The sequence below is a fragment of the Mucilaginibacter sp. OK268 genome (assembly GCF_900103125.1).
Taxonomy (GTDB): Bacteria; Bacteroidota; Bacteroidia; order Sphingobacteriales; family Sphingobacteriaceae; genus Mucilaginibacter.
The window spans coordinates 521,733-540,138 of the sequence record NZ_FNJV01000002.1 but is presented as its reverse complement, the minus strand read 5'-3'; the positions used below and the strand labels follow the sequence as shown (position 1 = coordinate 540,138).

The window sequence follows — 18,406 nt, the reverse complement described above, 5'->3', positions numbered from 1 at the left end:
TTAATAAGTAATATCTCCCATTGCTTTTTCCAGGTCAATTTTGCTCGACAGTAGTTGGAATAGCGAATTGGTGTAATTTATTTCGGCGGTAATTAAATTCGATTCGGCGGTTATCACATTCAGATAAGCCACAATACCTTGTTTATATTGAAGATCGACCACAAAGTATACCCGTTTGGCCATGGCCACATTTTTCTGCTGAACATTAAAGTTGTAAAGGTTACTCCGGTAATTGGCCAATCCGGTTGCATACTCTTTATGTAATTGCAGTTTAAGATCTGCTTCGTCCCAACCGATCAATTGTTCCTGCAAATGCGATTTGTGCAAATTATGCAGACGGGCAAAACCGGTAAATATGGGTATGCTCACCGACAAGCCTACCAGTGAACTTGGGTAGGCTTTGGATAAGAGATTCGGAAAATTATTGTTCGCGAACTGCGCACTGTAGTTAAAAAATCCGGATACAGTAGGCAAAAACTGGTACCTGTAATAGCTGCTTAACTGAAGTTGCAGGTCTTTCCGTGTTTTGATCTGTTGATACTCTATCCGTTTTTCATATTGTAATTGCCTGGTGGTATCAATCTGGATGTCGCTCATCATTTGTGCTGTATCAATACTTACATTGAAATCCTTATCCGGCTCATAACCCATCAACTGTTTCAAGGCTGCGTATTGAGGGACAATGTTTTCATTGGCCTGCTTCAACTGAGCCCTGGAATTATTAAGGGTAATGGTAGCCTGCAGATAATCTGTTTCGTCTACAATACCACCCTTGTATTGATGATAAGTATCGCGAAGATTTTTACCCAGACGGGTGGTGTCCTCTTTTAAAACATTGATTTGCTGCAGTGTAAGCAATACATTATAAAACGACTTACTCACTGCCGATACCAGGAATATTTTGGTGCTATCGGTTACTTCCTGGGCTTGTTTAACCAGTAGTGGGGCTGTTTTAGCCGCATATAATAAATTAGGACTTACTATGGCTTGTGTAACAGCTAACTCAGGAATAAATGTATTGGAATAGCTCGACCGGACATTAGTGGTTGAGCCGGTGCCCGTACCTGTACTGCCTGTGCTGGTGCCGCCGGTACCTACACCGGTTGATATATTGGCGTTAGATTGCTGTATATAATGGATCAGGTTACCATTGGCATTGGCCTGGGGCAACCATGCCGACAGATTAATGGAGTTGGTTGTTTTGGCTATATCCACATTAATCAGCGATTTATTGAGCGCTGATTGATGGATCATGGCATAGTCAATACATTGTTTTAGCGTCAGATACTGATCAGTGCTGTTGCCTGGATTTGTGGCATTCGGTATAACAGGAAAGCCAACTTTATTGGTGTCCGGGATATTATCCGGAACGGGGTACGATTTGGGTTTAGGTTTACCGTTTTGCGCATGAACGCTCAACGATAAAAATAACATACCCGCGAGTACAACGAAAGGGTTGCGGTTTATATTAAACTGTATTTTATTCATTTCAAAACATGTTGTTTGTGTTTTTCAACACATCCGTATTTAGTTTTATCAGAAGATGTTCCGATCGATAATTTTTTCTACTTGTTTTTTGAATAACAAATTTTAAAAACCAGATGAACGAGTTGAGATATGGCGCGTTATTTCCCAGAAAAACGGAAACACGGACGTATCAGGAATTGAAATTTCTATAGCTTAGTAGTTTCAATCAATTATAGCAGGAAATAGCAGGAGAGGGTCAGATTCTAAGCGTACACAAGCTCAGATAAGAGTTCGTTGATCGAATGCCTGGCTGACTTAAATAAGTGTTGCGCTTTTTAACTAAAGTCAGTGAGATAAGGCTGCCTAAAAAGAAAGATAAAATAAGTGCAAATGTCTTATTAGGAGGAGTTATTAAAGCTTTGCGGTTATTTTCTATACCTCGTTGAAATAATATCCTTGCATTACCGGCACTATGATTTTTATGAAGAAGATCAATACTTGAAGATGACAAGCGTTGATAATTTGAAGTATAAAATCTGGGCTGAAACACGATATGAAGTAAAGAAACAGCCTGAAATACCACTAATAGTGATAAAACAATATATTTCTTAAGAATTTCTTTTCGCGTTTTCACGATGCATTTATTTACAATGTAAAAATACAGTTTTAACTATCAACTGTTTTGTAATTATTTAGATACAAAAAATAATAACTAAAATATGATTAGTTATCGTTTATAAAATGAGGTGTTTTATTATGATGGTTATATTAAACGTAACAATCAATTTGATGCTTTATAACATTTTCCTGATCAATTCTCCCAAGATCCTGAAGCTTTGCTCTACCAAATCATCAAAAGGTATCCCGAAGCTGATGCGTATAAAGTTGGTGAATCTGGCATCAGTAGTGAATATTTGTCCGGGAGCAATACTAATGTTTTGGGCTATGGCTGCCTGATAAAGCTCCAGTGCGTTGATCTTTTTATGGAGTTCAATCCACAAAGTATAACCTCCCTGGGGCCTACTTATCTTGGTATCTACCGGAAAATGTGTTGTGATGGCCTGTGTATACCTTAGGCATTGGGTATGTAATGCTTTACGGAGCTTGCGCATGTGCAGATCACACCGGCCGGTTTCAAAAAACAACGCTATAGCTGCCTGGGTAGGGGTAGCCGAGGTGACGGTATGCATCATTTTGATATTGATGATCTGATCCCTGAACCGACCAGGTATGCACCATCCAACCCGGTAGCCAGGTGCAATTGACTTGGAAACAGAAGAACATAACATAACCCAACCTGCTGTATCAAAGCTTTTGCAGGTACGCGGCCTGCTTTTACCAAAGTAAATTTCCCCGTAAATATCATCCTCTATTAAAGGAATTTGTTTACTGGTTAATAAAGTAACCAGTTGTTGTTTACGATTGTCGGGCATACAGCTGCCCGCCGGATTACTAAAGTTGGGTATAAAGAGGCAGGCTTTAATGTTTGCTTCATCTATAGCCTGAGCCAAATATTGTATATCTACTCCCTCATGTGGATCCACCGGGATCTCCAAAACATTCAGGCCAAGACTGAGCATTACGTTAAATATACCAAAGTAAGTGGGGCTTTCTATGGCTATAGTATCCCCTGGCCGGGAGATGGCCCGCAGGCAAAATACCAAAGCCTCCATACAACCGTGGGTAGTTACTACATCATTTTCAGTAATATGGCCACCCCAGTTAAAGGCGTTCTTAGCTATCTGTTTACGTAAAGAAATGTTCCCCTGCTTATTCTCGTAATTGGTGCCGGCTGAAGGAGTTTTACGCATGGCTTCCATCATGGAGCGGCTGAGCTTTGATACTGGTATCAGGCTTACGTGAGGGGCAGATTGAGATAAGCGTAAAACACCTTCTTCGGTCATGTTAGCATAAACCATAGATATCATCTCACTTACATCGGTTTGTTCCAGGTTTTTTATAGGCGGTTTACCGTCCGGAAGCCTGGTTAGTTGCAACGGAGAAAACCGAACATAATAACCAGATTTTGGTCTGGCTTCAATCATGCCCATATTTTCCAGCTCCACGTAGGCTTTAAAAGCTGTACTGATACTAATGTTCTGCTCCCGACTCAATGCGCGAACGGAGGGTAGCTTATCGCCGGTTTTGAGCAAGCCATCTTTGATCTGTTTTTCAATACGCCCGGAGATTCTGGCATATAAAAATTCATTATCGGTAGAACTGGTTGCTGTGTCCATGTATGTAATCTGTTATGGCCAAATTTAATAATTCTGCATCTGTTTTGTTATTAATCTGAGCTTTTACTTTGTATGATAAAAATTATACAATTACTTGCTATGGAAATTACACCACTAAGCCCACAGGAAATACTGCAGTTAAGGGCTGAAACTAAAGGAACTACCGAAAGAATACATTTCAACAATGCTGGCTCTTCTTTACCACCCGATGTAGTTGTTGAAACAGTGATCAGCTATTTACAGGAAGAGGCAACCCATGGCGGTTACGAAACCGAAGATAAGTATGCAAAAGAAATGGAGCATACTTATGATCTGATTGCAAAGCTCATCAATGCCAACAGGGATGAGGTTGCGGTTATGGAGAACGCGAGTATGGCCTGGGGGCTGGCATTTAACGGTATTGTTTTTAATGCGGGCGATGAGATCATTACCTCGGAGATGGAATATTTAAGCAATTTAATGGGGTTTATAAATGTGCAGAAAACCCGTGGCGTAAAGTTGATGGTGATACCAACTGATGAGCAAGGTAATTTCTCAATGCAAGCGTTAGAGAATGCTATTTCGCCCAGAACTAAACTGATCGCCATTACGCATATTGCATCAACAGCTGGTACTATCATCCCGGTTGTAGAAATAGGGAAGATAGCACGGAAGCATCAGATTTTATACCTGGTTGATGCTTGTCAGAGTGTAGGGCAGCTTCCGGTTGATGTAAAAGAAATAGGTTGTGATATGCTCGCGGTTACCGGGCGGAAATATTTGCGGGCACCCCGTGGAACTGGTTTTTTATATGTACGAAAAGAAGTTCAGGATAAATTGAAATTAATACTGATGGATGGCTTCACCGCAGAATGGGTTACAGAAGATGATTATGAAATAAGAAACGACTGCAGGCGCTTTGAGCTTACAGAAAAGAATCGGGCTGTTTTTTTAGGTTTGAGTAAAGCCGTTGAATATATATTAAATATTGGTGTACAGCGTACCTGGCCGCGTATACAACAGTTGGCTACTTCGATGCGCGGGCAATTGGAGGGAATTGAAGGAGTAACAGTTCATGATAAAGGCGATCAGCAATGTGGTATCATAACTTTTTCAGTTCGGGGGATGGATAGTGCCACCGTAAAAAGTAAAATGGCCGAAAACCGGATCAACGTATCGATAGGTAAAGCTAAATCAACGCTCATTTATATGAACAGATATCAGTTAAGCAGTGTAGTGAGGGCCTCAGTGCATTATTACAATACCGAAGAAGAGATAGATGCCATGTGCCGGGTATTAATAAATATCATGATGACCTTAGCGTGCATCGCATAAGTACGAACTAAATTTAAACATCAGACCCTGTTCCGCTAATTGCCGGGGCAGGGTTATTTTTATAAAAAGAGAGTACTACCCCGGCTAGTTGTTCCCAGTTGCTGATAATCATATCCAGCCCCAGCATACCAGCAATCATGGTATAAATTTGAGCCGGGCTTTTACCGTTTTGACGCAGGTAACGTACAGAGGTAGCCCCTGCCGATTTGGATAGTTTCTGGTTCAGTTCATCTGTAAGCAAAGGATGGTGATAAAAAGTAATATGCTGAAATTCGTTTTTGCCAAGGGCCAGCGCCAGTTCATGCTGAGCCAGGGTAGACGACCAAAGGTCCTGCCCGCGAATGATCAGGTCGACCCCATAATGCAGGTCATCTATTACCGAAGTAAGCTGATAGGCCGGAAATCCATCTTTTTTCCTGACCACAAAATTTTGCATCTCAACGGGTAAAACGGCGGTCACTGGTTGATCATTATAATCCCGAATGGTTAACTCACGATTATTATAAGTATGCAAACGCCATGCGGCATCTTTTGTATCCAGGGGAATTTTACGGTCAAAGCAAGTACAGGCTTCTTTTTCAAGCTGTTTACGTGAACAGGTACAGGCAAATAGCAATCCATTATCCCTTAATTGTTCAATAGCCTCCGAATACAGCGTCAGCCGGTGCAGCTGCGAATAGTTATCCTTAAATTCTTCGGCATTACGCGGCCCTTCATCATGGGGTATCTCTAAAAAATTCAGCGTGTCAAAAATGTCCTGTATATATGCTTGTTCTGCACGGGCCTGGTCCATATCATCTATTCTCAACAACACTTTAGTCCCGTGTTGTTTCGCCAATGCCGCTGTAAAAGCAAATGACAATACATTCCCCAGGTGCAAAAAACCACTTGGAGTGGGCGCTATGCGGGTTTTGTTAAAATGGATAGGCTGAGCCGACATTTATTTTATGAACTTTATACACTAACTTCATCCAAAATAATACAAAAAACCTGTTCTGGAAAGAAAATCCCTATCCCTTATTATTTGTTGCAACTATTTGCCTGAATATAACGTCTTCTAAAAAACAATCGAATTATGAAAAGAAAAATCTTTATCCTGTTTGTATCAGCTATAACCATGCTGACCTTAAATACCTTCGCTCAAAGTGGGCAAAGCAGGTCTGTATCTGGCTTTAACAGTATTGAATCGGGAGGCCCGTTTAATGTACATGTTAAAATTACCGGCACCGAAAGCGTTAGGCTTGATATTGATGACGATGTGGTCAATGATGTTAAAACCGAAGTAGAAGGCGGTGTTTTAAAAATAGGTTTCCGCCATAATTTTTCGTTACGCAACCACAACATCAAGCGGGGCGATATTTATGTTACCGCCAAATCGCTTAGCGCCCTGGCCAACAGCGGATCGGGTAACCTTGATCTTGACGGCGTATTAACCGGTCAAAATGTATCAGTTATCTTAAGTGGATCAGGCAATATGCGTGCCGCCGTAAAAGCATCCACACTGGAGTCGCGCATTAGTGGCTCAGGTGGTATTAACCTTAAAGGTGGTACCGATGCTGCAGAATTTCGTATCAGTGGTTCCGGAGAGATCAATGGTAAAGGCTTAACTACCGAAACGCTTACTGCTACCATTAGTGGTTCAGGCGGTATATCAGTAGTCGCCAATAAAACCGTATCCGCACGTATTACCGGCTCAGGAGGAGTGTCCTATTCTGGCAATGCTACCATAGCCGAAACCAGGTACACAGGTTCGGGCAGGGTTAATCATCTGAACTAATCTCTCTTAGTTTATAGAAACAGAAAGACCGTTGGCATGGCGCTAACGGTTTTTCTGTTTTTGAATAAACCGGTCAAGTTAACCGTATTCTCAGTGATGGGCAATTGTCCTTACCTCAACAGTGTTGCCTTCGCCCTGCAAAACCGGGCAGCCTTTTGCAAATTCAACAGCTTCATCAACCGTATCGGCTTTTACAATAATATAACCGCCAATGGTTTCTTTAATTTCGCCGAAAGGGCCGTTGGTAACCGTTTTATTGGTGTGTACAACCCGGGCATCGGCAAAGGGTAAGCCAGTGCCGCTTACAAATTTATTTTTGGCTGTAATGGTAGCTATCCAGTCCATGGTTTGTTTCATCCAGATCTGTATTTGTTCTGGTGAGGCCACTTTTTGGCCGTCTTCATGTCTGAAAATTAATGCATACTCTTTCATTTTCTTAATTTTTAAAGGTTATCTGATCAATGAATTATACCACCATATCAAGCGAGTTTTAATTAATTGGACATCAATAGCTAAATTTTTGATTTTATGTTTTAAGGTACTATATATTAGTATATTAGATATAGATTGTCATCCAGAAAAACCTTTAACCTATTCACTATGTACAGCAATTACTATCTCCATAAAATTATTTTAGTGACTGGTGGCGGCTCAGGTATGGGTCGGGCATTATGCGAAAAGCTGGCCGAAATTGACGCTACAGTGATCTGTACCGATATCAATACTCAAAATGCCGATGAAACTGTGGCCATGATAACGCGGAACGGAAAAAGCGCTGTAGCCCGTAAACTGGATGTTGCCCAACTACCCGATTTTGAAGAGGTGATAGGTGACATTGTCAAAGAACATGGCCGCATTGATATGATATTCAATAACGCGGGGATAGCTATAACCGGCGAATTGCGCGACATCAGCATCGATCAGTGGAAAAAGGTACTGGACATCAACTTTTATGGTGTGCTCTATGGTTCGCAGGTGGCTTATCAGCATATGATAAAACAAGGCTCGGGCCACATTGTCAATACTTCTTCACTTGCCGGCGTGGTGGCCTATATCCCTTTAATTACGCCTTATAGCGTATCCAAACACGCGGTTGTAAATTATACCCGTTGCCTGCGACAGGAAGCAAAGCTGTTTAATATTAAAGCAAGTGTGGTTTGCCCCGGATTGATTGACACGCCCATCATCACCGCCTTACCTGCCGTTAACGCCAAGCCCACCTGGAACCAGGATTCCATAAAACAGCTGGCGCCCGGAATGCCGGCACGTGATGCGGCGGATCATATTTTAAAAAGTGTGGCACAAAATAAGGAGATCATACTTTTTCCACGCATGGCTGTTACCCTATATCTTTTTACCTGCTATATGAAAGCGGCTTACCTCAAAGTGGCATTTAATCTATTGAAGAATTTCAGAGAGAATTACCGGATCAATGATCGTAGCTAACTATTCGCGTAATTTTCCATTCGTTGTTTTTGTATTGCCATACGTGTAAAAATTTCATCAGGCCAACTACTTCCTTGCCATTTTCGGTATGGGTAAACCGGTGCATACCAACTTCGATAGCGCCAAAATCTTTGATAGGATAAACTTCCAGGCTGCCTTTTACCAGCTCTCTTTTCATGCCGGAGTCTTTGTTTTGCGCAAACATTTTTTCAAAGTTGATCATGGTCTGGTCGTAATAGGTCAAACCACCCAGGTCATGGTAAAACTCTACATTATCCGCGAATACCTTTTTTAGCGCGGTCATATCATGTGCGTTAAAAGCATCGAAACAAACACTGTCCATATGTAAAATGGTGTTGTACAGTTGCTGGTCAAAATGTTTCTGGGTGGTTTGGGCCTGTGCATTATTGCCTAAAAATGTACAGGATAGTAAAAAAGTTATAGCTATCAGGAAACGGTATATTGGTGTTTTCATGGTTTTTATTTTACTGATGACGATCTGTAATCCTATACCGTTACAAAAAATCATTGATTGATGAGCAGTTTCCGGAAGGCAATACTATCGCCCCTGAATATATTAAAATCAACTTTTTGATTGATGCCGTTAATGCGCGCTTTATCAGAGTGCTGCCAAAACTGCCAGTTGGTTCTGTTACTGATGTTTAACACCGGCTGGTAGTAATGCGCTATCCAAAGGGTATAATCGTCAAAGTAGCCTTTCAGGTAATCCTGGTAAAAGCTGATGTTAGTATAAATAATGGGTTTAATCCCAGTTTTATTTTCAATCTGGTTTACAAACGATAGCAGTTGCTCGCGCATTTTGGCCGGCGGCGTTCTGTAAAGCTGCTCTACATCAACCACCATGGGCAGATCACCTTTTTCCATTTTTACGGTTTGCAGAAAGAACCGGGCCTGCCAGATACCGCTTTTTTGCGGCAGAAAGTAGTGATACGCCCCGCAAATGATCCCTGCTTTAGGCGCCTCGCGCCAGTTGCGCTGAAAATAGGGGTCGACACTTAAAACGCCTTCTGTGGCTTTGATAAAGGCAAAAGTAATGTGCACATCATCATCATTCATAGCTTTTACCTTTTGCCAGTTTATTTTGCCCTGGTATGATGATACATCGATGCCGTGGACGGTAAAGCCCGAGGGTATACGCACATTGAAGTTTTTGTAGGTGCGGTAATTTGTATTCTCTCCTATATCCAGTATCCAGCGCCAGGTAGCGCTAAAGCTCCGCAAAACATAGCCATAATAAAAGGGCGAAAGCAGGATGAGTAACAGTGCGACTATAGCTATGCGCCAGTATATGGTAGTTTTTTGCTCCTTTTTCTTTTGAGCCACGGTTTTTCTTTTAGCAGGAACTTTCTTTTTCACCGGGGCAAAGGGATTTGGAATTTCAGTAACTTTTTTTTCGGTAGGTGGCACGGGCGCAAATTTACAAAAATGCTGGTATGCCCCGGTAATTCCGCTATAATATATTCAGCGGGTTATTTTTGATATGCGCTATTTTAAGCTGGAACATCTGGGCCATTTTACCCGCGCGCCATTTGGCCTCATCCGCTTTTTCGCCCTGGAACAAGTTATCTATCGTGGCGGAGAACAAGTTAAGCCAGGCCTCAAAGTGTTGCTCATCCACCGGTAAACGGGCATGGGGCGGAAAAGGCGCCCCGTTGTAGGTATATTGTTCCAGCAGTACGGTTTGCCAAAAGGTATACATTTTTTCGAGATGCGGCAGCCAGTGCCCGCCCAGGCGTTCGGTAAATATGGGGGCCAGCAGGGCATCATCAGCTACATGTGTATAAAATGTATCTACCAGTAGTTTGATATCATCCAGCGTGGCTATGTCGTGTTTGGGTTCCATGTTTTACTGGTTACAAAGGTGTGGTTTTGGATCGACAGATATTTAATGATGAAGTAATTTTTGACCGTTTCATTTTTTCTGATGTTGAAACCATCGCTATCTCCAAAAACTTTTTAAACCTTAAATTTTAACACTTTTCTGCTCAAAAGCGGGGCTAAAACCACTCAAAATCGCTCGAAAAAACCTCGTTTTAACACTTTTTAACAAATTTTAACACGATTTTGATGCGTTTTGAAAACTTTAAAAAGTATTATGTTGTTGATAATCAAATTATTGTATATCAATTGGTCGGTTTTTGGCCTTGTTTTGTCCTTAACTAAACAGCCCGATGCCCTTGATAAAGGGGCACCGGGCTGTGATTTATACAATATACGAAAAATTATGGAGATACGCACACCATAATGATAAGGTCATGCCGAACTTGTTTCGGCACCCCATAAACAAGGTGTTCAATATGCTGGTTAACCTTTCCTGTGGGATCCTGAAACAAGTTCAGGATGACTTATCTGATTATGTTAACCAACTATGCCTTGCTGCTTTACCTATTTCAAATACTTATCCAGGTAACCGCTTTTTTTCAGAAACGCTGTATAGTCTTTAATATTCAGGATATCATAGATAGCCTGTTTTTTATCCGTTGCCTTAGCATAATAGTGGGCGGTGATCTGGTAGCCCATCCAGTAACCCAGGTCATTGGGGCGGTCATCTTTTTTGGATGTTCCGTAAAGCCAGTCGTTGCGCTCAGTACCGTTCATCAGGGAAACAAACTCTTTGCAAAGGCGGTCGGCGTGTGCATTACCGTAGTTGTTCGCAGCATCGTCGCCACGTGTTCCGGATATCAGTTCGCCTATAAAATCGGCACTGCCTTCTATTATGCTTTGCTGCAACAGGGTAGGGTTTTCGCCAGATAAGTTTTGTTGAAAATGGATCAGCTCATGGGCCACAATGCCCGGCAGACCATCAATATTATTTTGCATTTCGGCACCAATAAATAAACCCTGATCGCCGGATGTTCCGCCCGAATTATAGGCTCCGATCACAAAATAAACCGGCGGGAATTTGGCCTGTGGATACAAATATTTCAAAGCATAAAACGTGCTGCGGCACTGCTTTTCCTTTTCTTTTATCCGCAGGGTGTTGGTCCTCACTTTTTCATAATCGGCCTGGCGCTTTTTAACCATTTTGTACAGGTTATCGGCACTCCGGATGCGGTAGGGTGTAAAACCCTTTACGCCATCGCTGCCAATGTCGATATATTCTTTACCGAAGATGTTTACGGAAGTGTCTTTTTTATAATGGTCAAAAGCTTTCCAGAAATTATCGATATCGGCGGTTACAAAACGGGCGCTGTCGGGCAAATTAGAGAAATTGCTTTGCGCAAAGCTGTGTGCATAAAAAGTGAGCAATAGAGCCGTAAGGATGATGGGTTTAAGATGTTGACGCATGGTTAGATAATAGTTTTGTATGCAAGACGCAATAAAAATAAAAAAGGTTGCAATTTTTTGATCAAATTATTTAAAGCATCTTTTTTCTTAACGCGTCATTGCGAGGTACGAAGCAATCTCTATGCTATACAAGGCGAAGATGAATATCGTAGAGCGCTCAATTGCCGCTGGGGCTGTTACTTTGTCTTGATACAAAGTAACCAAAAATCAAGTCAGCCGAAATGCTTCTTTGCGCACAAGGCTTTTGCCCTGCAAAGCCGACAGAACCACGGGCTGCTAAACCTTACCTCCACTTAGTTCGCTCATATCCCCGCTTCAGATAAGGTTCGCTATGGCACAGGCCACCATTGTTCTGCCCGCTTTCATCCGAAGCTTATCTGCTGACGGGGAAGGAAAAGTAGTTGTGTTCAATCAGTAATTCCTAAACCCTAAAAACCATGGTTCAGACAATTGCCCGAAGCTAATCCACTACCTCAAAACTCAATAGTTATCTTATGACTTTCTATAGATAAAACAATTCTTATATTTGTAAGGTAAACTTACAAGTTTACTTAATGAATCATGACAGAGCAAAAAGATATCCTGCTGGCTTCTGAGCTGCGTACCGTGGTAACACGGCTGATCAAAAAACTGCGTAAGCAATCATCCACTGCCGATAAACTATCGCTTACCGAGCGATCGATCATCGCGCTTTTGGATAAGCATGTGGAATTGCTGCCCAATGAACTGGCCGCGATGGAAAAGATCACCACGCAAAGCATGTCGCAAATATTGAGCAAGCTGCAGCAAATGGACCTGATCAAGAGACGTATTTCTGAAACGGATAAACGCAAGGCCATCATCACCCTGTCGGATCTTGGTCGCAGCCTGCTGTACCAGGTGCGTAACGAGCGCAACGAATGGCTCAATAAAGCCCTGGAGGCCACCTGCACCGCAGAAGAAAAAGCGCTGCTTAAACAGGCCATAGGCCCCTTAACCAAATTAGTTGATTTTGATTGATCCCCGGTGAATGGGGGGAATATGAGTAATGAATATAAGCACATTTAATGCCTTTAAGAGCCGCAATTACCGGTTGTATTTTGTCGGACAATCCATATCGTTAGTTGGTACCTGGATGCAGAAAACCGCGGTAAGCTGGGTTATTTACTCCCTTACCCACTCGGAGTTTATGCTGGGGGTTACGCTGTTTGCCAGCTTGTTCCCATCGTTTTTATTTTCGTTTCTGGGTGGTGTAGTGGCCGACCGTTATAACCGTTATCGTTTACTGCTGCTCACACAGGCTGCATCCATGATACAGGCGTTGTTGCTTACCGCGCTGGTATTCTGGGGGCATTATGTGGTGTGGGAGATCATCGCGCTAAGTGCTGTACTGGGTCTCATTAACGCCTTTGATGTACCCGCCCGGCAATCGCTGGTGTACGAGATGGTGGATAACAAAGCCGACTTGCCCAATGCCCTTGCGCTGAATTCTTCGATGGTTAATTTGTCCAGACTTATTGGTCCGGGTATAGCCGGACTGGTGCTGGAAAAATTTGGCGATACCATATGTTTTGGGGCTAATGCCTTCAGCTTTATAGCCGTAATAGGCTCCTTACTGATGATGCGCTTACCCAAAACGGAATCCAAAAAACACGATAAAAATATATTCTCCGAACTGAAAGAAGGTTTTGTCTATATCAGCAATACGCCGTCCATCAAATCCATACTCATCATGCTGGCTGCCATCAGTTTAATGGTATTGCCCTTTAGTACGCTGATACCCGTATATGCCAAGGATATTTTTAAGGGTACGGCATCCACGTTTGGGGTTTTGGATAGTGTAATAGGTCTGGGCGCGTTTTCGGGCGCTATTTATCTGGCTTCGCTTAAACCCGGCCATAACCTGAAAAAAATATTGGCGGTCAATACACTGATATTCGGCGGCGGACTGGTGATCTTTTCGCATATGCCCAGTTATCCACTGGCCCTGCTGTTCGCGGCGGTTACCGGTTTCGGGATGATGTCGCAGATCACCATCAGCAATACGCTGATACAAACTACGGTAGCGCCAGATATGCGCGGCCGGGTGATCAGCTTTTATGCCATGGCATTTTTTGGGATGCAGCCACTGGGTGGCCTGCTGGTAGGTTCGGTATCGCAATGGATAGGCACAGCCGATACCGTGATGCTGGAAGGTATAGTAGCCATCATCATCGGTATACTGCATTTCCGTTTCCTGCGCAAAACCAAACTTCAGAAAAATACCGTGCATACGCTGGAGCAGCAACCTATTAATACGCTTAGTTGAGTTAGAATCAAGAGTTAAGAATCAAGATATAAGACAAGCTCTTTGCTGCTTTTGCTACCGCAAGCGTCCCGCTTGTGGTATTTAAGATAGACTACGTACAGTTACCAGCACGATGACCACAAGCGGGACGCTTGCGGTAGCGGAGGAGACACTTGCGGTAACGGGGGGCTTTTTATTGAAGTTTATTTATAAATTTAGCTTCAGTTTATAGCTGAACGGCTTTCTATTGAAAAATAAACATGTCGACATTAAATCAACTTTTTACTCATTTTGAAAATTATCTTCCGCTTGATGATATAGAAAAAAAAGAACTGAGCGATCGCGTAATGGAACGAAACATTAAACGTCGGCAATTTATTTTACAGGAAGGTGATGTTTGCCGGTATTATACCTTTGTAATTTCCGGCTGTTTTAAAATGTATGGGGTTGATAAAAACGGAACCGATCATATTATTCAATTCGCATCAGAAAATGAATGGATCGCGGAGATGGGCAGTTTTTACTCCAATAAAGCCAGTCGGCTTTATATTGAGGCAATGGAGCCCTCGGTGGTTTTGCAGATAGAAAAATTGGATCTGTTTTACTTGTACAGCAACTTCCCCAAATTTGACCGGAACTTCCGTGTGATCAACGAGAATAAGGTTATTGATTTGGAGAACAGGATATTACAAAATATCAGTTCCACGGCAGAAGAAAGATATCAAAGTTTTTTAGAACAGTACCCTCAGCTTGCTAACCGGGTACCCAATACTCAAATTGCCTCCTACCTGGGTATCACGCCCGAATTTTTAAGCAAGATCCGTAATAATATCGCCAAAAAGTAATTCACCCTTAATCTACATTAAGGATATTTCTTAAACTTGTTTGTTGGTAGCTTCCTCTTTTGCTCCTCACCTTTGTGTTGTTATTAAAACAATGAACGGTTGAAAAATTAATGCGTATTATGAAAGCAGCAGTAACCCCTAAAGCAGGTAGCCCCGAGGTAATTGAAATACAGGAAAAACCAAAACCCGAAGTAAAACAAGGCTGGATCCTGATCAGGATCAAAGCGTTTGGCATCAACAGATCGGAGATATTTACCAGGCAGGGCCATTCGCCCAATGTAAAGTTCCCCAGGATACAGGGCATAGAGTGTGTAGGCGAAGTAGAAGAAGATGCTTCCGGAACTTATCAAAAAGGGCAGAAAGTAGCGGCTCTCATGGGCGGCATGGGGCGTGATTTTGACGGGGGCTATGCCGAATATGCTGCAATTCCTTTAGAAATTACTTTCCCTTTTGAAAGCGATTTGCCCTGGAATGTGCTCGGCGCTATACCTGAGATGTTCCAAACCGTATCCGGATCGCTTACCCAGGCTTTGGAAGTTGAAAAAGGAGAAACACTATTAATTCGCGGCGGAACTTCGTCTATCGGGATGCTGGCCTGTCAGCTGGCTAAGCATTATGGGCTAACGGTGATAGCCACCACCCGAAACCCGGATAAAGCACAGCATTTGAAAGCTAATGGCGCCGACTATGTTTTAATAGATGACGGTGAGGTTAGCAGCAAACTGAAAAACTTATTTCCGGAAGGTGTTGATAAAGTGCTTGAACTCATTGGTACAGTAACACTCAAAGATTCATTGAAATGTATCCGGATTAAAGGTGTGGTTTGTATGACCGGGATATTAGGTAATGAGTGGACGATGAAAGAGTTTACCCCGATGGGCGATATTCCATCATTAGGCCGGTTAACGATTTATGGTGGAGATGCAGGCAATTTAAATAAAGATCTGCTCCAGGATTTTATTAATACCGTGGCTAAAGGAGAGATCAATTTAAACATTGATAAGGTATTTAAACTGGATGAGATCGTAGCGGCTCATACCTATATGGAAAGTAACCAGGCTAAGGGAAAAATAGTAGTGGAGATATAAACTCTTGCAGGAGCTAAAAGGGGAGACAGCCCAGCCAATTAATTTTTTATATTTATCATACAAAGTTTAACCCCTTAAAAAATGATAAACGGTAAAAAAAATTGGTATCAAAGGCATACGGACTCGCTGGCTTTTGGTCAGCGCCTGGCTGATTCTGTGGCAACCGGCATGGGCTCCTGGCGATTCATCATCATTCAAACCATTATTGTGGCCGTGTGGATGCTGCTCAATGTTGTGGCTATTATTGGCCACTGGGATCCGTATCCCTACATTTTATTAAACTTATTATTCTCCACCCAGGCGGCCTATGCCGCGCCGATTATCATGATGGCCCAAAACCGTCAGAATGAACGCGACCGTGCCCAGGCCAATGAGGATTTCCATACCAATGTGGAAGCCAAAAAAGAAATTGAAGAATTACAGCTGCGCCTAAACGCCATCGAAACAGATAAGCTCGATAAAATTCTGGCCCTGCTCGAAAAGTTGGATAAAAACAGTTGAATACTTCTTTCACCCTTTAAATGAAAAACCGATGTCTGATGTTGTTTTTAATAAACTGAAAAAAATAATTGATAAAATATTGGGTATTGAAGACGGCAGGATAGTAATAACTCCGGCCACCCGATTTGATGATTTATGCATGGATAACTATGAAGTTATGGAGATCCGGGTACAAATTGAGATAGATTTTGATATCAGCATTCCGGAGGAGGAGCTGGTGAAATTTGTTACAGTTAATGATATGGCAGCCTACCTGGATAAGCAATTAACCCGGTAACTTAAGTTGGCCAGGCATACTACGGCCTAACCGCCCAGGCCAGGCCATCGGCCCCGCGTATATCAATATGGCCGGTTACGGTTAAGGTTTTGAGGTCTATCACGGCTACGTAATTGTCGCCGGTACAGCCAATAAAAGCGCGTGATCCATCAGGGTCTACCAGTATACCTGTAGCGCTGTGGCCGGTATTTACACGCTTTAATTCCTGGTGCGATGCCGCGTCATAAATGAACAGATCGCCGGTCCTGAGGCTGGTGATCAGTACACGCTTGCCATCCGGCGTAAACTGGAGCCGGTTTGCACCTACTGCCTTTGCATCGATATTGCTGGTTAATTTTTTGGTAGTCAAGTCGATGATAGAAATGATTCCGTCGGTGGCACCTGCGGTCCATAGTTCACGGCCATCGGGCGATACATCAAAGCCTTCAGATCCCTTAGCCACCGGGATAACGGTTTGTACCCATTCATGATAAGCCGGAGGTGTAGAGTTGTCCTCCAGAATGCTCACCGTTGCTGCATTAACGTTGGTAGTATAAACCTTTTTTCCATCGCGGGTTACATAGATCATGTGGGTCCGGTCCTCTCCGGTCCCCATGGCCCAATCGAATTTAGCGGTTGCCGGATCGTAGCTTCCAACTGCTTTAGAGCCCTCTGCCGAGAACCACACTTTACCGTTGGCAAAGGCTAATCCATGCGGCCCCATCAGCGGCTTGGTATCCAGGGATGGCAGGGGCTTTTGCGCCACCAGGTCGATCACGCTGAGTTCGTGCAAACTCCCGCCACCATAGATCGAAACATAAGCCGTTTTTCCATCGGCTGAAGCGATAACCTCATGCGGATCGGAACCTACCGGGAGGCGCGTGATAACTTTCAGGCTAACCGGGTCAATGATGGCCAGGATATGATCTCCTTTGGAAAGCGCGAGCAGGGAACGTGCAGGGGTTGATTGCGCGGCACATCCGGTTGCAGCAAAAATTAAGGGGACTAATAAAAAGCTTAGGGCCAATAATTTGAGCAGGCTGAATTTTACGATTTTAAAGATGGGGTTGTACGCTGCTTTGTTCATAGGATTTACAGATTGAAGAAACAGGTAATAATTTGTTGATCTCGTATTTATCGGAAAGTTACCATAATTATATGATTCTTAACGCTGGCTACCTTGCAGTTGCCGAAACCATAGTAATGCTTTTAGTATATTAGATGCCTGATAAGTATGGCTTTTATGGATAAAGAAGCACTCACCACATTTCTCCTGGACAGCAACCTGGTTTCCTTATCCTCGGCCCAGGAAATTGTCAGGCAGTTTAACCACAAAGTCATTTTTAAAAATCAATTTCAACTAGAGGCCGAAAAAATATGCGACCAATACCTGTTTCTTGAAAAAGGTTATATGCGCACATTTGCACATGATACCGAAGGTAATGAGGTTACCACCGGTTTTTGTTCGCCTGGCCAGATCATATTGGAGGTTTCGTCTTTTTTTAATCGTACCCGGTCAAAAGAAAATATCCAGGCGTTAACAGATTGCGAGGGCTGGTATATCACTTATGAACAGCTCAACCAACTTTTTCACGCTCTGCCGGAGTTTCGTGAGTTTGGCAGATGGACACTGGTAAAAGGGTTTTCTCAGTTGAAAAACCGGATGTTGTTGATGATCACCGAAACAGCCGAAGAGCGTTACGCGCATCTGTTAAAAACCAATCCCGAGATATTTCAACAGGCGCCTTTAAAAAACATAGCCTCATACCTGGGCATTACCGATACATCGCTAAGCCGGATCCGGAAAGAATTTTCGAAGAAATAGTAAAGGGTTTATTTCTTGTCAATTGGTAAGATGCGATTGCTGAAGGCTAAAAGCTAAAAGCAATTGATTACAATC

At 42.8% G+C, this 18,406-nt stretch carries 20 protein-coding genes; 10 read left to right on the top strand and 10 right to left on the bottom strand.

What is annotated here, in order from left to right:
• The 3 genes from BLR84_RS08165 to BLR84_RS08160 all read right to left on the bottom strand — a co-directional run bounded on the left by BLR84_RS08165 (position 1) and on the right by BLR84_RS08160 (position 3,704).
• Complete coding sequence (locus BLR84_RS08165; protein WP_090466748.1) at positions 1-1,488, bottom strand: TolC family protein; 1,488 nt, start codon at positions 1,486-1,488, stop codon at positions 1-3.
• A 235-nt stretch (positions 1,489-1,723) separates the two neighbouring features.
• Positions 1,724-2,101 (bottom strand): hypothetical protein, encoded by a 378-nt coding sequence (locus BLR84_RS29650; RefSeq protein ID WP_143013864.1) that lies wholly within the window; start codon positions 2,099-2,101, stop codon positions 1,724-1,726.
• Between the two features lie 160 nt (positions 2,102-2,261).
• Complete coding sequence (locus tag BLR84_RS08160) at positions 2,262-3,704, bottom strand: aminotransferase-like domain-containing protein (RefSeq protein WP_090466746.1); 1,443 nt, start codon at positions 3,702-3,704, stop codon at positions 2,262-2,264.
• 72 nt (positions 3,705-3,776) lie between these two features.
• On the opposite strand from BLR84_RS08160, the gene BLR84_RS08155 reads away from it, so the two are divergent.
• Entirely contained in the window at positions 3,777-5,018 is a 1,242-nt protein-coding gene (locus BLR84_RS08155; protein ID WP_255366882.1) for an aminotransferase class V-fold PLP-dependent enzyme, read from the top strand.
• A 13-nt stretch (positions 5,019-5,031) separates the two neighbouring features.
• On the opposite strand, the gene BLR84_RS08150 is transcribed toward BLR84_RS08155, so the two are convergent.
• Positions 5,032-5,958: a glutamate--tRNA ligase family protein gene (locus BLR84_RS08150; RefSeq protein WP_218128262.1), complete on the bottom strand. Its 927-nt coding sequence runs from the start codon at positions 5,956-5,958 to the stop codon at positions 5,032-5,034.
• Between the two features lie 135 nt (positions 5,959-6,093).
• On the opposite strand from BLR84_RS08150, the gene BLR84_RS08145 reads away from it, so the two are divergent.
• Positions 6,094-6,795 (top strand): head GIN domain-containing protein, encoded by a 702-nt coding sequence (locus BLR84_RS08145; RefSeq protein ID WP_090466744.1) that lies wholly within the window; start codon positions 6,094-6,096, stop codon positions 6,793-6,795.
• Positions 6,796-6,885: 90 nt separating this feature from the next.
• Here the strand turns inward: BLR84_RS08145 and BLR84_RS08140 are convergent, their stop codons facing one another.
• On the bottom strand, positions 6,886-7,227 hold the full coding sequence (locus BLR84_RS08140) for a YciI family protein (protein WP_090466742.1): 342 nt from the start codon (positions 7,225-7,227) through the stop codon (positions 6,886-6,888).
• 168 nt (positions 7,228-7,395) lie between these two features.
• On the opposite strand from BLR84_RS08140, the gene BLR84_RS08135 reads away from it, so the two are divergent.
• The gene (locus BLR84_RS08135) at positions 7,396-8,241 is read left to right on the top strand and encodes an SDR family NAD(P)-dependent oxidoreductase (protein WP_090466740.1); all 846 of its coding nucleotides are present in this window, start codon (positions 7,396-7,398) and stop codon (positions 8,239-8,241) included.
• On the opposite strand, the gene BLR84_RS08130 is transcribed toward BLR84_RS08135, so the two are convergent.
• The 4 genes from BLR84_RS08130 to BLR84_RS08115 form a co-directional block, all read right to left on the bottom strand.
• The gene (locus tag BLR84_RS08130) at positions 8,225-8,716 is read right to left on the bottom strand and encodes a nuclear transport factor 2 family protein (protein WP_090467667.1); all 492 of its coding nucleotides are present in this window, start codon (positions 8,714-8,716) and stop codon (positions 8,225-8,227) included. The two genes, BLR84_RS08135 and BLR84_RS08130, sit on opposite strands and share 17 nt — an antisense overlap.
• Before the next feature lie 50 nt (positions 8,717-8,766).
• Positions 8,767-9,618: a glycoside hydrolase family 25 protein gene (locus BLR84_RS08125; protein ID WP_255366881.1), complete on the bottom strand. Its 852-nt coding sequence runs from the start codon at positions 9,616-9,618 to the stop codon at positions 8,767-8,769.
• Between the two features lie 94 nt (positions 9,619-9,712).
• The gene (locus BLR84_RS08120; protein ID WP_090466739.1) at positions 9,713-10,105 is read right to left on the bottom strand and encodes a group III truncated hemoglobin; all 393 of its coding nucleotides are present in this window, start codon (positions 10,103-10,105) and stop codon (positions 9,713-9,715) included.
• A gap of 542 nt (positions 10,106-10,647) precedes the next feature.
• Positions 10,648-11,550 carry a gliding motility protein GldB-related protein gene (locus tag BLR84_RS08115; RefSeq protein WP_090466737.1) on the bottom strand — a complete coding sequence of 301 codons (903 nt, stop codon included), beginning with the start codon at positions 11,548-11,550 and terminating at the stop codon, positions 10,648-10,650.
• 561 nt (positions 11,551-12,111) lie between these two features.
• Between BLR84_RS08115 and BLR84_RS08110 the strand changes: the two genes are divergently transcribed.
• The 6 genes from BLR84_RS08110 (at position 12,112) to BLR84_RS08085 (ending at position 16,527) form a co-directional block, all read left to right on the top strand.
• Entirely contained in the window at positions 12,112-12,549 is a 438-nt protein-coding gene (locus BLR84_RS08110) for a MarR family winged helix-turn-helix transcriptional regulator (RefSeq protein WP_090466735.1), read from the top strand.
• 28 nt (positions 12,550-12,577) lie between these two features.
• Positions 12,578-13,837, top strand: coding sequence for an MFS transporter (locus BLR84_RS08105; protein WP_090466733.1), 1,260 nt, complete (start codon positions 12,578-12,580; stop codon positions 13,835-13,837).
• 239 nt (positions 13,838-14,076) lie between these two features.
• Positions 14,077-14,661, top strand: a complete 585-nt coding sequence (locus tag BLR84_RS08100) for a Crp/Fnr family transcriptional regulator (RefSeq protein ID WP_090466732.1) — start codon at positions 14,077-14,079, stop codon at positions 14,659-14,661.
• A gap of 119 nt (positions 14,662-14,780) precedes the next feature.
• Positions 14,781-15,749, top strand: a complete 969-nt coding sequence (locus tag BLR84_RS08095) for a zinc-binding alcohol dehydrogenase family protein (RefSeq protein ID WP_090467663.1) — start codon at positions 14,781-14,783, stop codon at positions 15,747-15,749.
• A gap of 81 nt (positions 15,750-15,830) precedes the next feature.
• On the top strand, positions 15,831-16,250 hold the full coding sequence (locus BLR84_RS08090; RefSeq protein ID WP_218128261.1) for a DUF1003 domain-containing protein: 420 nt from the start codon (positions 15,831-15,833) through the stop codon (positions 16,248-16,250).
• Between the two features lie 31 nt (positions 16,251-16,281).
• On the top strand, positions 16,282-16,527 hold the full coding sequence (locus tag BLR84_RS08085; protein ID WP_090466730.1) for an acyl carrier protein: 246 nt from the start codon (positions 16,282-16,284) through the stop codon (positions 16,525-16,527).
• A 19-nt stretch (positions 16,528-16,546) separates the two neighbouring features.
• Here the strand turns inward: BLR84_RS08085 and BLR84_RS08080 are convergent, their stop codons facing one another.
• Positions 16,547-17,593, bottom strand: coding sequence for a YncE family protein (locus BLR84_RS08080; RefSeq protein ID WP_218128259.1), 1,047 nt, complete (start codon positions 17,591-17,593; stop codon positions 16,547-16,549).
• Positions 17,594-17,749: 156 nt separating this feature from the next.
• Between BLR84_RS08080 and BLR84_RS08075 the strand changes: the two genes are divergently transcribed.
• Positions 17,750-18,331 (top strand): Crp/Fnr family transcriptional regulator, encoded by a 582-nt coding sequence (locus tag BLR84_RS08075; RefSeq protein WP_090467656.1) that lies wholly within the window; start codon positions 17,750-17,752, stop codon positions 18,329-18,331.
• The last annotated feature ends 75 nt before the right edge of the window (positions 18,332-18,406 follow it).